Source organism: Streptomyces actuosus (assembly GCF_016921115.1).
GTDB classification, from domain to species: Bacteria; Actinomycetota; Actinomycetes; order Streptomycetales; family Streptomycetaceae; genus Streptomyces; species Streptomyces actuosus_A.
This window is the reverse complement of sequence record NZ_JAFFZS010000001.1, coordinates 76,072-90,007: the sequence shown is the minus strand read 5'-3', so window position 1 is coordinate 90,007 and position 13,936 is coordinate 76,072. Positions and strand designations below refer to the sequence as shown.

Genomic DNA, 13,936 nt, shown 5'->3' with positions numbered 1-13,936 from the left:
ATCAGGTTCCCTTCGAGCGGCAATGGATCAACTCGACGGGAAGCCTAAACTGAGGCAAACCTAAGTCGGTACGGGGGTCCGGTCTATGAGGTCATAAGGGCCGCTTATGGGAAGTCAAAGAGGTGGCTGGGGTGCGGCCTGCGGCAGCGGCTGCTCCGTCCAGATGATCTTGCCGTTCGGGGTGTACCGCGTGCCCCACCGCTCGGCGAGCTGCGCCACCAGGAACAGACCACGCCCGCCCTCGTCCGACAGGGCCGCGTAGCGCAGGTGCGGAGAGGTGCTGCTGCCGTCGAACACCTCGCAGATCAACGTGCGGTCGAGGAGCAGCCGCACCCGCACCGGCGCGCTGCCGTAGCGGATCGCATTGGTCACCAGCTCGCTCAGGATCAGCTCCGTGGTGAACTCCAGCTCCTCCAGGTCCCACTCGGCCAGTTGCCGGCCGACCAGCGCCCTGACCTCCCGCACCGCCGCCGGATCCATCGGCACCTCCCGCTCGGCGACCCGGTCGGCCCCCAGCGCCCGGGTGCGGGCGACGAGAAGGGCGATGTCGTCACTCGGGCGGGCCGGCAGCAGCGCGTCGAGCACCGCCTGGCAGGTGTCCTCGGGCGAGGCGGCCCGGACCAACGCGCCGCGCAGCAGTTCCAGACCGGCGTCTATGTCCCGTTCCCGGTCCTCGACCAGACCGTCGGTGTACAGCACCAGCCGACTGCCCTCCGCCAGCTGCAGTTCCGTCGCCTCGAACGGCAGCCCGCCCACGCCGAGCGGCGGACCGGCCGGCGCGTCGGAGAACTCCACCGTGCCGTCCGGCGAGACCACCGCGGGCGGCGGATGGCCGGCCCGGGCCATGGTGCAGCGCTGTTTCACCGGGTCGTAGACGGCGTACAGGCAGGTCGCGCCGGTGACGGGGGCGGCGGTGCCGTCGGAGGCCTCGTCCTGGTCGATCCGGCCGACCAGCTCGTCCAGCAGTGTGAGCAGCTCGTCGGGTGCCAGGTCGAGGGCGGAGAAGTTGTGCACCGCCGTGCGCAGCCGGCCCATCGTCGCCGCCGCGTGCAGTCCGTGCCCCACCACGTCACCCACGACGAGCGCCACCCGGGCCCCGGACAGCGGCAGGACGTCGAACCAGTCCCCGCCCACCCCGGCCTGCGCCGGCAGATAGCGGTAGGCGATGTCCAGGGCGTTCTGCGCGGGCAGACGGCGGGGCAGCAGGCTGCGCTGCAGTGTCACCGCCAGACCGTGCTCGCGCGTGAAGCGGCGGGCGTTGTCGATGGACACGGCCGCTCGCGCCACCAGTTCCTCGGCCAGTGCCACCTCGTCGGTGTCGAAGGGCTCGGGCCGCTCCGAGCGCCAGAAGGTGACCACGCCCAGAACCAGAGCGCCCGCCCGCACCGGCACGGTGATCAGGGAGTGGATCCCGAAGTCCACGATCTGCGCCGAGCGCTCCAGGTCCTGCACCTGCCAGCCGGAGGCGGCGGCCAGGTCGGGCTCGGTGACGGGCAGGCCGGTGCGCAGGCTGCGGGCCTGCGGCGAGGAGTCGACGAACCGGATCTGCTCGCCCAGCGGATACAGCGGCGCGTCCTTGCTGATCCCGCTCAGCGCCGTGCGCCGCAGCGCACTCCCGGCCTCCGGTTCCTCCCCGGCCAGCACTGCGTCGAACAGATCCACCGTGGCGAAGTCGGCGAACCGCGGCACGGCGAGCTCGGCCAGCTCCTCGGCGGTCCGTCCGACGTTCAGCCCCGTGCCGACGGTCACCCCGGCGTCGTACAGCAGGTGCAGCCGCTCACGGGCCGCCTCCGCCCGCCCGGACAGGGCCCGCAGCTCGGTGGAGTCCCGGAGGGTGGCGACGCTGCCGGACGGGCCGCCCGCCAGGTCGGTGGGCCGCTGGTTGATGGCCAGCAGCCGGTCGCCGACCAGGTGCACCTCGTCCGTGGCGACGCGGCCGGAGGCCAGCAGGGCCGCCGTCTCCGGGTCCAGGCCCAGCTCCAGCACCTGCCGCCGCTCGGCGTCGTCGGGCAGGTGCAGCAGCCGGTGCGCCTCGTCGTTGGCGAGCAGCAGCTCGCCCTCGCCACCGATGATGATCACGCCCTCCCGCACCGAGTGCAGTACGGCGTCGTGATGCTCGTACATCCGGGTCATCTCACGCGGTCCCAGACCGCGGGTCTGGCGCAGCAGCCGCCTGCTGACCAGCGCGGTGCCCGCTGTGGCCAGGGCCAGGGCCACGCCTGCGGCGCCCAGCAACAACGGGAGCTGCCGGTTGGCGGCACCGCCCACGTGCTTGGTGGTGATGCCGGACGACACCAGGCCCACCACGGTGCCGTCGGTCGTCTCGACCGGCACCGTCGCCTGCACCAGCCGGCCGATGGTGCCCTCGATCTCCTCGACGACGATGCCGCCGGCCAGCGCGGGAGCGATGTTCCCGACGAACTTCTTGCCGATGCGGTCCGGCTTCGGGTGCGTGTAGCGGATCCCCTCGGTGTCGGTGACCACGATGAAGTCGACGCCCGCCGCCATACGGGCCGCTTCCGCGCTCGGCTGCAGCACCGCTGTGGGGTCCGGGCTGCGCAGGGCCGCCACGATGCCGGGCGAGTTGGCGAACGTCTGGGCCACCGCGAGCGAACGGCTGCGGGCCTCCCGCGTGGTGTCGCTGCGCGACTGCAGCAGCAGGGCGACGACAGCAGCCACCACCAGCAGCAGGACGATGACGACCTGGAAGACGAACACCTGTCCCGCCAGGCTGCGCCCGCCCAGGGCCGCCCGCAACCCCGAGTCCCGCCGCCCCCGGCCCCCGCCGTCCCGCGGCACGCCACGTCCCTGGCCGTCCCTCCCGCCGGGCGCCCGTCCCACGGACGGGCGCCGGACACGTTCGTGGGCAGCCGCGGAGCGCGCGCCGCCGAGACGCGGCGACCGGGTCCCGGATCGACCCAGAAGTCGGACCATGTGCCATGTCTACACTGCCGCGCCGTGTGAGGCGAGGGGCGTCACCCCTGGTACCGTCCCCGGCCCCGCCCGTCACGGACCGTGGCGCACGGCGAGGAGCAGGGCGATGTCGTCGGGGCGGTCGACGGCCTGCCGCGCGGTGGCGGTGAGCCGGTCGGCGAGCTCGCCCAGCGGTCTGCCCGGCGGCCCGTCCGACCCGGCCAGGGCGAGCCGCAGGGTGGTGATGCCGTCGTCGATGTCGGTGCCGGGCCGCTCGACCAGGCCGTCGGTGTACAGGGCGAGCACCGCACCCGGCTCCATCTCCAGCTCGGCCACCGGATAGTGGGCGCGCGCGTCGACACCGAGCACGACACCGCCGGGCAGGTCCACGACCTCCGTACGGCCGTCCGCGTGACGCAGCAAAGGCGGCGGATGCCCCGCACGCACTACCCGGGCCCGCCCGGTGGCCGGGTCCAGCCGGACGTAGCAGCAGCTCGCGAACTGGCCCGGGTCGAGGTCGATGAGCAGGTGGTTCGTGCCGCCGATGACCTCCTCGGGCGGCCGGTCGCCCAGCGCGAAGGCCCGTACGGCACTGCGCAACTGCCCCATGGTGGCCGCGGCCTGCACGCCGTGCCCCTGCACGTCCCCGATGACCAGGGCAAGCCCGTCCCCGGCCTCGACGACGTCGTACCAGTCCCCGCCCACGTCCATGCCCTCGGTGCCGGGCAGATAGCGGCCGGCCGCCTCGACCTGGGGGTGTGTGGCCAGCCGCCGGGGGAGCAGGGCGCGTTGCAGTCCGCGGGCGAGGGCGGCCTCGGTGTCGTAGCGCTGGGCCTTCTCCATCGCGTGCGCGATCAGACCGGCCAGCGCGGTGAGCACCGTGCGTTCCTCGGTGCTGAAGCTGCGCGGTCGGTCGAAGCCGAGGATGCAGGAGCCCACCGGGCGGCCGGAGGCGATCAGCGGCAGGAACGCGCGGGCACCCTCCGTCGCGTCGAGCGGGATGCCCGGATAGGCGGCCTGGAGCTGCTGCATGGAGTCGAAGAACAGCGGACGGCCCGTGGTGAGGGTCTCCACGCCCGGCAGCCGGGCGTCCAGGCCGACGCCCTCGAAGGGAGACAGGAAGCCGTCCGGGAAACCGGTCTCCCACGCCAGATACAGATGCCGCTCCTGCAGCAGGTAGATGGCGAGCCTCCGGCCGCCGAACGCGGGCAGCAGCTCCTGCATCACGACCGCCGACACCTGGCGGGCCGTCACCGCCTCGGTGAGGGCGATGGCCAGGACGATCGGCCGGTACGGCAGGGACTCCGGGTTCGTCCCCGGCAGCGCGGCAGGCGCCGCCGGTACGGCCTCGTCCGCCGCCGGCGTGTCCGAGACCCGGCCGGCCGGGGTGACCGTGCAGGTCAGCAGGTCTTCGCCGGGGTAGAGGGAGAGGGCGAGCCAGTCCCCCTCGTACGGCGGGGGATGAGGGCCGGCACCGGGCGACGGGGCGCGCTGCCCGGATGCGGGGGAGGCGGGGTGCGCGGAGGGCGCGGTTCCGGCGGCCGCGACAGCGTGCGGCCCGGGTTGCGTGCCCGGCTCGTGCGGCCGGACGGTGCCGGGGGGAAGCGTCCCGTCCCCGGCGTCCCAGGGGCGCGATCCCTCGGCGGGTCCCGGCGGGCCCTCCTCGTCGCCGGAGGGGCGCCGGGTGTGGAAGTGCACCGGTTCGGACGCCAGGAGGGCGCCGCGCAGGTGGTCCTCGTTGCCGGGGCTCCCCAGCCACGGCATCGTCTCCCAGAGAGGGCGGCCCAGCAGCCGGTCGCGGGCCACGCCCAGCAGGAGCGCAGCACGCGGGTTGGCGTAGACGACCACCCCGAGGCGGTCCACGCAGAACACGCCTTCGGGCAGCAGCTCGGCCGCCGCGTGGGCCGGTGAGACCGGTTCGAGCACGGCCCCGCTGACGTGCAGCGGCCCGTGGCCGGGCCCCTCGGTGCGCGCGTTCCAGATGTCCAGCAGCCGCAGCGCACCGTCCGCGGTGTGCACCGGCACCGGCACGATCGGGGGAATGCCGTGCGCCGTCTCGTGCAGGACGGCGGACAGCCGCTCGGCGTCCTCCGCGGCCACCGCCGACACCAGCGTGGCCAGGGTGACGGGCTTCCCGGTCTGCGGCAGGCCCAGCATGGCGCGGGCGCGGCGGTCCGCGGTGAGCCGGTCGGTCTCCGGTTCCCAGCCGAAGCAGCCGACGCGCCCGGTCTGCGGGTCCGACGGGGGCGCGTGCACGCACAGCGGCGGATCGTCCCAGACGATCGGGCCCTCGCGTTCCAGCCCGACCAGTGCCCTGGCGAGGTCGTGGGCGATGCGCGTCAGCTCGTCCCGGTCCGCCACGATCTCCGTGACGTCCTGGGCGGACGGCCGCAGCACCGTGAGCACGCCGAAGGACCGCAGCGGCGTCGCGACCGGCACACTGAGCGATCCGAAGGGGAACGGCAGCCCGGCGGCGAACTGGGGGTAGCGGCGCATCGCCTCGGTGGCGTTCGGCAGCACCACGGCCACGCCCAGCCGGTGCGCGTCGGCGACCGGGAACGGGCGGTCGGTGTGCACCCGCCACCAGGGCTGGAACAGTTCGCCGGGCAGCCCCGCCAGCGTGGCCAGCCGCAGCAGCCCCGGCGTGCTGGAGCACAGGTAGACGCCCGCGGCGCGCCCACCCGCCGCGCGGGCCGCGTCCGTCGCAGCCTCGGTCAGCAGCGTGGTCAGCCGCCCGGGTGTCCCCGGTCCGTCCCCGGCGCTCGCAGTCATCGCCCTACCTCGTCCGTGCGCCGCCGCGTGGGCGACACAGCAAGGATGCGCCAGGCGCGTCCCGCCGCGCATCCGCGCGACGGCTCTGCCGGCCCCGTGGCGGGCGGTCCGCCGCCCGGGATCCGGCCCGGTCCGGCCGGATGGGCCGAACGGTGGACGAGCCCTGGAGCCGTGCCCCCGCCCCGGCCCACCCGGACGTTCCCGGGCCGGAGCGGGGGTCCAAGGCCGGCGTCCCGGCATCCTCCCGGTCGGCGGGCGCCCGCCGGAGCGCCAAGACCCGCCCGGGAGACGGCCTCGCCTCCCGGGCCGGGCCTGCCGCCGCGAGGGGGACCGGACGCGACCGGCCGGTCAGCGGCGCCGCAGTGAGGGGTCGAGCAGTGCGGGCGGCGTGTCGTGCTTCTCGTGCGGGGCCAGGTCGGTGCCCGGGGCGACGACGGCGTCGATCGCGTCGAGGACGTCCGCGGAGAGCACCGTGTCGGCGGCGGCGAGCTGCGTGCGCAGGTGCTCCGGTGTGCGTGGGCCGATCAGCGCACCGGTCACGGCGGGGTGCGCGGTCACGAAGCCCAGCGCGAGCTCGATCAGCGTCAGGCCGGCCTCGTCCGCCACCCGGGCCAGCTGCTCCACGGCGTCGAGCCGGGCCCGGTTGTGCGCAAGAGTCATGTCGAAGCGTTCCGGCAGGATCGCCGACCGGTGGGTGGCGACGTCCCGGCCCCTGCGCACCGCGCCCGTCAGCCACCCCGACGCCAGCGGGCTCCACACCAGCACACCGAGCCCGTACTGCTCGGCCACGGGCAGGACGTGAGCCTCCACTCCCCGCTGCAGGATCGAGTAGCTCGGCTGCTCGGTGACATAGCGGCTCAGGTGGTGCTCGCGCGCGGCCCACTGCGCCTGCACCACGCGGTGTGCGGGGAAGGTCGAGGAGCCGAAGCAGCGGATCTTTCCTGCGCGCTGGAGGTCGGTCAGGGCCGACAGGGTCTCCTCGTCGCTGGTGTTCGGGTCCCACCGGTGGATCTGGTAGAGATCCACGTGGTCGACGCCGAGGCGGCGCAGGCTGTCCTCCAGGGCGGTGATCAGCCAGCGGCGGGAACTTCCCTGGTGGTTGCGCTCGTCGCCCATCGGCATGGTCGCCTTCGTGGCCAGGACGATGTCGTCCCGGCGGCCCGCTATGGCCTTCCCGACCATCTCCTCGGACTCGCCGGCGCTGTACCAGTCCGCCGTGTCGACGAGGTTGATCCCCGCCTCGAGCGAGGCATCGACGAGGGCGGTCGCCTCGTCCTGGGTGGTGCGGCCGATGCGGCCGAAGTTCATCGCGCCGAGCGCGAGCGTGCTGACCTGCACGCCGGTGCGGCCCAAGGGGCGGTACTGCATGGCTGTTCTCCTCCGTCGGGAAGGGGTTCCCGGTGGCGGGCACGGCTTGGCCGCCGGGGCCCGCTCTGGCATCATGAGCAAACGGAACCTTGTTCCGGAACGACGATACGGAACAGTGTTCCGCTTTAGCAAGTGGGTGCGGGAAGGAGTGCGTGGTGAAGGACGGCGCGGAGGGTGCGGGGCGAGCGGCTCCGGCCGGGCGGAAGGACGCCCGGCGCAACAAGGAGGCGCTGCTCGACGCCGCCGCCGCGGTCTTCGTCACGTCGGGCGTGGACGCGCCCGTGCGTGACATCGCGGCCAGGGCGGGTGTCGGGCTCGGCACGATCTACCGGCACTTCCCGACGCGGGCGGACCTGATCATCGCCGTGTACCGGCACCAGGTCGACGCCTGCGCCGAGGCCGGCCCGGCTCTGCTGGAGGGCAGCCCGTCGCCCGCCGCCGCGCTGGCGCAGTGGATCGACCTCTTCGTCGACTTCCTGGTCACCAAGCACGGCCTCGCCGAGGTACTGCGCTCCGACGACGCCGGATTCGAGGTGCTGCACGCCTACTTCCTCGACCGCCTCGTGCCCGTGTGCACACGTCTGCTCGACGCGGCGGTGGGCGCCGGCGAGGTCCGCTCCCACCTGGGGGCGTACGAACTGATGCGCGGCGTCGGGAACCTCTGCATCGGAGCGGACAGCGACCCCCGCTACGACGCCCGCCGACTGGTCGCGGCACTCGTCGCGGGGATCCGGACGTCGCCGTCGTAGTGCCGCGCCGGGCGACGCCCGCCCGGTGGTGCCGTGCGGCGCACCTCCGCGCCGCACCGGGTCCGGCTGGACGTCGCCGAACGGTCGGCCCGGGTGGCGGAGGGTGCGTCGGGCGTGATGGCCCGGCGGGCCGGGTGCGAGGACGCCTGAAGTGCGCCGAGAGGGCCGGCCGCCGTTCGCGGACGGGCCGGGCTCTGTGGGGCGTCGGGCTCCGGGTCCGCCGTCGCCTCGTCGCCGGGCGAGGCCGGACCCGGTTCCCGCCCTCCGGTCGTCCGTCGCGCCTGTGGTCCTGCGGGCGTGGGAATGTCCGTGCGCCCGATGCCGTTGAGGGTCATGTGACTGGCATGCACTGATCAACAAGGCCGTGTCGGTCCGCGAAAGGAGATCCCCGTGGCACGCAGCACCGCGCGTCCCGTCGTCCGGCTGAAGTCGACGGCGGGGACAGGCGTCACCTATGTGACGCGCAAGAACCGTCTCAACGATCCCGACCGGCTGGTCCTGCGGAAGTACGACCCCGTGGCCGGGCAGCACGTCCCCTTCCGAGAGGAACGCTGACCCGGGCGCCCGCACCGATCACCGGACCGCCGAGAGGAAGGACAGCACCATGAAGCCCGGCATCCACCCCGTCTCCCGCCCGGTCGTCTTCCGCGACCGTGCCGCGGGCGTCTCGTTCCTCACCCGCTCCACCGCGCGCTCGACGGCGACGGCCGAGTGGCAGGACGGCACCACCTATCCGGTGGTCGACGTCGAGATCTCCTCGGCGAGCCACCCCTTCTACACCGGCACGACACGCGTCGTGGACACCGCGGGTCGGCTGGAGCGCTTCCACCGGCGCTACGGCCGACCGGCCACGGCCCGAGGCTGACCACCGCACGCGGCGCGTGGCACGCGGATCCGGTGACGGTCGACGGTCGACGGTCGACCGGGCAGGGGCTGAGGGCCCTGCCGGCGGAGGGAGGCCTTTGCCGGGCCTTTCCTCGCCCGCCCGGGTGATGGATGGGCCCGGAGCGAAAACATCCCGGGGCCCGAGTGCAGGGACCGGGCCACATGATGTGCCTTCCACGGCGACGGACGACGGCGTTCGCGCCGTGGCGGCGCAGCCCGCACCGGGCATTCCGGCAGGGCGTGAGGGCGCCGATGCGCGGACGCCCGGGCGCCCGTGATTTCCGACCGGTGCCCCGGAGCCCGCCCGCAGCCGGATCGGAACTCTCGGAACCTGGACCACCCATCACTTCGTGGACCACAGCCACGCGGCCTTGGCGTGGCCGGGCGGTGACGGGGCCGCCCGGGACGTTGCGGGTGGTCCGCCCCGGTTCACCGGCCCCGTGATCGGGGACGTCCCCGCGGCCCGCCGCTCACAGCCGGCGGCGCCGCCGGACGGGGATCCCCGGCGCTCAGAAGGGCAGCCTGCCTCGCACCCGGCGGAGGGCCGCGGCCGTCCGGGCGGTGGCCAGGACGGTTCGGCCGACCAGCCGTACGTCGTGCCGCAGATCGCGCGAGGCCTGCCGGCCGCGCCACACGAGCGACGGCGCACCCGCCGTGTCGGCGGCGGCGATCAGCAGTCCGCCGAAGACGGAGGCGTTCTTGAGGAAGTGGACGCGCTGCCGAGCGCGCTCGGCAGGATCCTCCGCCTCCCAGAAGCGGTGCCCGGCCAGCGTCGTGGGCACCAGCGTGCCCGCCATGGTCAGGGCGGCGACCCGGGGTATCCGGCCGGTGGAGAGCATCACCCCGCTCACCACCTGTACCGCCCCACTGAGCCGAACAGCCTGCTCGATGCTCGAAGGCACCAGGGGCGCCCGGGCGGCGATCGGCCGCACCACCGGCTCGGCGGCCGGCGCGACCCGCTCGGGCCTGCGCACGGATTCCATACCCCCGGCGATGAACATGGAGGCGAGCATGGGGCGGCCGGCCAGGCGCATCAGACTCATGATCCTCTCCCGACACGAGGCGGCTACGGCGCTTCCCGGGTGTCCGTCCCCGGCCGGGTCATGCGCCCGGCGGGCGGTGCACGGGCCGCGTGACCACCGGGCACTGTTGCCGCGCCGCTCGTGCGCACCTGGGCACGTCCGCTCGTGCGGTGTGGCGACAGCCGCTGGGCGATCTCGTCCTCGAGGCTGTGCGGTGAGTTCGGTCGAGAGGGTGGGCACTGTGCGGACTCGTCAACAGCCGCGAGTGGAACGCGCTGAGCGCCGAGAAATCGAACCCCGCATCCTCCGGCGGCCGGCTGAGTGCGTACTTCCAGCCGATCCTCGCCCGCACTGCATCCGCCGCCGGCGATCGGACGGCTGTTCCACGAGCTGCGACACGCCGGCACCTGCGCACCTGCCTATGCGGACTGCAACTCGCGAACTCGAGCACGGAAGACACGCCAGCGCCGCTCGTTGTCATGCACCAGCATTGCCGACTCCGCCATGAGGTCCGCCGCCCGGTCCAGCAGTTCGGAAGCCGAGTGCAGGTAGGCGGGGGCCTGCCGTTCGCCTGCCAGGTCGGTCCGCAGTGCCGCCGGTGCGAAGTCGACTTCGGCCAGGAGGTCAAGGGCCCGCCTCAGCAGCCGTGCGACCAGGGACTGCAGGGCAGCCGACTGCCAGTCATTGCAGATGATCCGGTGCCGTTCCCCGAGCAGGTCGGCCAATGCGGGGTAGGCGGCCAGGCTCCCCGCGATCTCCCATGCCTGCTCCATCGCCTGAGTCAGCCAGGCACCCGTTTCTTCGGCGTCATCCGCGACCTGTCTGACCTCGCGCTTCAACCGCTGCAATTCTGCCGGCTCGCCCTCACCTTCCATGAACAGGACTCCTGCCTCCGCGACGAGTCCGGGGGCATTCAGGTCCTCCGCACCGGTGAAGCCGCCCGCCGATGCCTGCTCACCCACGCTGACCTCGCTCCACCGGTCGGCCAGCGCCTTCAGCACCCGAGAGCGTGCCTGCAACTCGTGGGCCTGCTGCAAGGGCGCCTGAGAGTAGTACTCCTCGTGCTCGCGATGGAACCGCGCGAGATTCTCGATCAACTGCAGCAGCGACTCAGGAGGCCTGACCTGCGCTTCGTTCTCGGCCATGGCGACAGTCTGCACCGCTCCCGCGGCACAGATGCCAAGGCACACGCCCGGTGCCGCGGATTCCGGCCGTCCGTCACTGAAGCTTTCTCGTGCGCCCAGCAGAACAGGAGGTGACACCGCGACGTAGCGGTGTTCTTGCTGTTCGGAAGCTCGTGGTCGCCTGCCGGTGGAAGTGCGGTCCGGGTAACTGCCCACCCGTCAAGCGGCCACATCGGACCTTCGACCCGCCCTTTCAAGTCGGCGGAGGCTTGTTGAGTGACATTCCCTCACCGAAACGGCCGGCCCCCGGCGTCCGGAGACGACGCCGTCCTGGAACGGGGAGCCGACCGTCGAGGTGCGGCGGACAGCCGCGCCGGACCGTCAGCTCGGCCGTACGACGCCGTCGACCGGGCCGGCCTGGGACAGCGGCTCCTCGCGTATGGACACCCCTGGGCCGGGCGCGTGCACCACCGTGCCGTCACCGGTGCACAGGCCGACGTGGTCCGGGGTGTCCTGGAAGAACACCAGGTCCCCCGCGCAGGCGGCGGTCACGGAGACCGGCGTGCCGGCGAGCGCCTGGTCGCGCGCGGACCGCGGCAGGAGAACTCCGGCCGCCAGCCACGCCGCACGCACCAGGCTGGCCCCGTCGTACGAATCGGGCCCCGTCGCCCCCCATACGCAGGGCTTGCCCGCCTGCGCCCGGGCGAAGGCGACCGCGGGCGCGGCCTTCCCGTCCGGAGCGGCCTCCGGCGGGAGCGGGGCCGCGGCGGCTACCGCTGCCGGCAGGGACATGGGCATCTCGGGCGGCAGCGGCGATGCGGCGGCTTGCAGGGACACGGGGGACTCGGGCGGCAGCGGCGACGCGACGGGCGGCAGCGTGCTCGGGGCGGGCGGCAGCGAGTCGGCACCGGACAGGGGGTCAGGGCCGGACAGCGGGTCGGGACCGGACAGCGGGTCGGGGCCGGACAGCGGGTCGGGACCGGACAGCGGGTCGGGGCCGAACAGCGGGTCAGGGGCGGACAGAGGGTAGGGCGCCGGATCGACCGGTGCTGCCTCGAAACCGCCGACCTGGGTGAACCCGGTGTCGGTGAACGTCATCTGAGTCTGCGGCACCTGCCGGGACAGAATGGCGCGCGCGGCCGCGAGACCGGCCTGCGTGCGCTCCTTGGCCTCCTCGGGAGAGCGGCGCTTCCGCTGTTCCGAGGAGGCGGTACCGGGCTGTCCCGGCCGGCCTTCCGGAAGCGCCGGGGCTGCGGCCCCGACCGGCAGGATCTGCGGCTGTTCCGGGTCGGGCCCGGGTGACGCCGCCGGCAGAGCGGGGGCGGATCCGCCTGCCGGAGCGCCACCCCGGCCGCGGGGCTCCGCGGGCTGCGGAGTGGCCGACTCCGGGGCGTCGGCGCCGGGCCCGAGCGGGTGCCGCCGTTTGGGAGCCGCAGGCTTCCGCTCCGCGGGCCGCACGGCCGGAACGGTCGGGCCCAGCTTGGCGCGCGCCATGTCGAACCACTGCCGGGTCGATGCCGCCGGGGCCGAGGCGGACCGGCCGCCCGAGTCCTTGTCCGACCGGGTTCCGGCCACGGCCCTGGCACGGGTGGCGTTGAAGGTGCCGGTGTCGTTCTCGGCGAGGTTGTACAGGGCGGCGATACGCTGCTGGACCTCTTCACGGCTGGGCCCGCCGTCCTCCGTGATCGGGCTGGTGCCCCCGGAGAGCGACATGCGGGAGGGGGTGGCCGGATCGAGACGCGTGTCACGTCCCAGGGCGGGCCCGGCGGTGGGGATCAAGTTGCGTTCCGGCGCCATTGCTGCCGTGCTCCCTCCGTGCTCCGCCTGCCCTGTCGGCCGCCGGTCCGGGCGCGGTCGCACGGACGGTCGAGCCCGGTGGACCTGCCGCTCGGGCAGTCGGCCGAACGCACGCCAGGGGGTTCGAGCCCTGGTGGCGACGCCCGCTGTGGCGGGCCGGATTCGGCGGAGGCCGCGCGGCCCGGCGCAGTTCGCCGGAGTCTCCCGTGCGACCCGAGCGTCAACCTAGCCAACTTGTGTACCTCGTGTGAAGGTTGAGGCGAGGAATGTCCGATACGTATTCGTGATGTTTGCGTTGCCGTACAGAAGCGGTGACGGTCGGTCGCGTTGCGGGCGCGATCAGCTCACCCGGTGCCGGCCGACCGGCTGCCCGGCTCCGATCGCCGGTTGCGGTCCGCCTCGTCGAGGACGAGGAGTGACAGGAGGGAGGCGACGGTGAGGCCGAGACCGGCCTCCGCCGGATGGCGCAGAACCTTCGTCGGGTCGATCCGGTAGATGTTGCCGCGCCCTTCGCGGGTGTGCGACAGGTATCCGCCCCGCTCCAGATCGGCGATGATCTTCTGCACCGCGCGTTCGGTGAGGCGGCAATGGACGGCGATGTCCCGGATGCGCGCGTTGTGGTCGTCGGCGATGGCCGCCAGGACCCGGGCGTGATTGGTGACGAACGTCCACCCCGTGTGCGGCTCCGGCACTCCCTCCATGCGGCGAGTCTACGGTTCGCTGTTCGTGTGAACAAAAGCCCGAAATGCAGTTCGTGAATCCCTTGACGTGCCACGGCCCGGGGCGGAGGCTGGGGCCCGTTGCACGTGCCGTGAGCGACCCGGAGGCGGTCATGCCGGAGCCCGCGTACCAGGCGCGGTGTCCCGTCGGAGAACCGGCCGTCCGTGCGATGTCCGGCAACCCGCCGAAGCCTCGCCCGCCGTGCCCGCCGGTGATCGAGATCGGTCCCGGCGGCGACCGTGTGCGGGTGGCGGTGCGCGGCGACCTGGACGTCGACACCGGCCGGGAACTCCAGCAGGCCCTGCGCGCGGCCCTGGCCCGCTCCGACCGCGGCGTCGACCTCGATCTCGGCGGTGTCGGATTCTGCGACTGCTCCACCCTCAACGTCCTTCTGGCCCTGCGGGAGCGGGCCCGGCACGAGGCGAAGACGGTCGTCGTGCGCGCCGCCGGCCCCGCGGCGGCACGGCTGCTGGAGCTCTCCGGCGCCGGGTATCTGTTCGCGGTCGGAGGCCGTGACGCAGGCGGGTGACCGGAGCGGCAGCGAGGCGGGCGACACCGACAGGGCCTGACGCGCGGTCGACCGCGA

11 protein-coding genes are annotated in these 13,936 nt (G+C 73.8%); 4 read left to right on the top strand and 7 right to left on the bottom strand.

The annotated features are described in order from the left end of the window. Positions 1-114: 114 nt before the first annotated feature. From JS756_RS00385 to JS756_RS00375, 3 genes are all read right to left on the bottom strand, one after another. Positions 115-2,934 carry a SpoIIE family protein phosphatase gene (locus tag JS756_RS00385; RefSeq protein ID WP_205380832.1) on the bottom strand — a complete coding sequence of 940 codons (2,820 nt, stop codon included), beginning with the start codon at positions 2,932-2,934 and terminating at the stop codon, positions 115-117. A 72-nt stretch (positions 2,935-3,006) separates the two neighbouring features. Further along, complete coding sequence (locus JS756_RS00380; protein ID WP_205380831.1) at positions 3,007-5,685, bottom strand: SpoIIE family protein phosphatase; 2,679 nt, start codon at positions 5,683-5,685, stop codon at positions 3,007-3,009. Positions 5,686-6,033: 348 nt separating this feature from the next. Beyond that, positions 6,034-7,053 (bottom strand): aldo/keto reductase, encoded by a 1,020-nt coding sequence (locus tag JS756_RS00375; RefSeq protein WP_205380830.1) that lies wholly within the window; start codon positions 7,051-7,053, stop codon positions 6,034-6,036. A 155-nt stretch (positions 7,054-7,208) separates the two neighbouring features. Here JS756_RS00375 and JS756_RS00370 point away from each other — a divergent pair, with 155 nt between their 5' ends. The 3 genes from JS756_RS00370 (at position 7,209) to JS756_RS00360 (ending at position 8,667) form a co-directional block, all read left to right on the top strand. Further along, positions 7,209-7,802 carry a TetR/AcrR family transcriptional regulator gene (locus JS756_RS00370; protein ID WP_205380829.1) on the top strand — a complete coding sequence of 198 codons (594 nt, stop codon included), beginning with the start codon at positions 7,209-7,211 and terminating at the stop codon, positions 7,800-7,802. A gap of 390 nt (positions 7,803-8,192) precedes the next feature. Further along, positions 8,193-8,357, top strand: a complete 165-nt coding sequence (gene rpmG / locus JS756_RS00365) for a 50S ribosomal protein L33 (protein ID WP_188182870.1) — start codon at positions 8,193-8,195, stop codon at positions 8,355-8,357. A gap of 49 nt (positions 8,358-8,406) precedes the next feature. Then, positions 8,407-8,667, top strand: coding sequence for a type B 50S ribosomal protein L31 (locus tag JS756_RS00360; protein WP_205380828.1), 261 nt, complete (start codon positions 8,407-8,409; stop codon positions 8,665-8,667). A gap of 529 nt (positions 8,668-9,196) precedes the next feature. On the opposite strand, the gene JS756_RS00355 is transcribed toward JS756_RS00360, so the two are convergent. The 4 genes from JS756_RS00355 to JS756_RS00340 all read right to left on the bottom strand — a co-directional run bounded on the left by JS756_RS00355 (position 9,197) and on the right by JS756_RS00340 (position 13,331). Next, positions 9,197-9,730 carry a DoxX family protein gene (locus JS756_RS00355; protein WP_205380827.1) on the bottom strand — a complete coding sequence of 178 codons (534 nt, stop codon included), beginning with the start codon at positions 9,728-9,730 and terminating at the stop codon, positions 9,197-9,199. 398 nt (positions 9,731-10,128) lie between these two features. Beyond that, entirely contained in the window at positions 10,129-10,854 is a 726-nt protein-coding gene (locus JS756_RS00350) for a hypothetical protein (protein WP_205380826.1), read from the bottom strand. Positions 10,855-11,214: 360 nt separating this feature from the next. Further along, positions 11,215-12,630: a C40 family peptidase gene (locus JS756_RS36450; protein ID WP_240203077.1), complete on the bottom strand. Its 1,416-nt coding sequence runs from the start codon at positions 12,628-12,630 to the stop codon at positions 11,215-11,217. Positions 12,631-12,974: 344 nt separating this feature from the next. After that, complete coding sequence (locus tag JS756_RS00340) at positions 12,975-13,331, bottom strand: MarR family transcriptional regulator (RefSeq protein ID WP_205380825.1); 357 nt, start codon at positions 13,329-13,331, stop codon at positions 12,975-12,977. A gap of 230 nt (positions 13,332-13,561) precedes the next feature. On the opposite strand from JS756_RS00340, the gene JS756_RS00335 reads away from it, so the two are divergent. After that, positions 13,562-13,879: an STAS domain-containing protein gene (locus JS756_RS00335; protein WP_307790139.1), complete on the top strand. Its 318-nt coding sequence runs from the start codon at positions 13,562-13,564 to the stop codon at positions 13,877-13,879. Positions 13,880-13,936 lie beyond the last annotated feature (57 nt).

Excerpts from the sequence above, each read along its gene's own strand:
- JS756_RS00360 (WP_205380828.1), top strand. The coding sequence starts at position 8,407 with ATGAAGCCCGGCATCCACCCCGTCTCCCGCCCGGTCGTCTTCCGCGAC.
- JS756_RS00350 (WP_205380826.1), bottom strand. The coding sequence starts at position 10,854 with ATGGCCGAGAACGAAGCGCAGGTCAGGCCTCCTGAGTCGCTGCTGCAG.
- JS756_RS00340 (WP_205380825.1), bottom strand. The coding sequence starts at position 13,331 with ATGGAGGGAGTGCCGGAGCCGCACACGGGGTGGACGTTCGTCACCAAT.
- JS756_RS00380 (WP_205380831.1), bottom strand. The coding sequence starts at position 5,685 with ATGACTGCGAGCGCCGGGGACGGACCGGGGACACCCGGGCGGCTGACC.
- JS756_RS00375 (WP_205380830.1), bottom strand. The coding sequence starts at position 7,053 with ATGCAGTACCGCCCCTTGGGCCGCACCGGCGTGCAGGTCAGCACGCTC.
- JS756_RS00355 (WP_205380827.1), bottom strand. The coding sequence starts at position 9,730 with ATGAGTCTGATGCGCCTGGCCGGCCGCCCCATGCTCGCCTCCATGTTC.
- JS756_RS00385 (WP_205380832.1), bottom strand. The coding sequence starts at position 2,934 with ATGGTCCGACTTCTGGGTCGATCCGGGACCCGGTCGCCGCGTCTCGGC.
- JS756_RS36450 (WP_240203077.1), bottom strand. The coding sequence starts at position 12,630 with ATGGCGCCGGAACGCAACTTGATCCCCACCGCCGGGCCCGCCCTGGGA.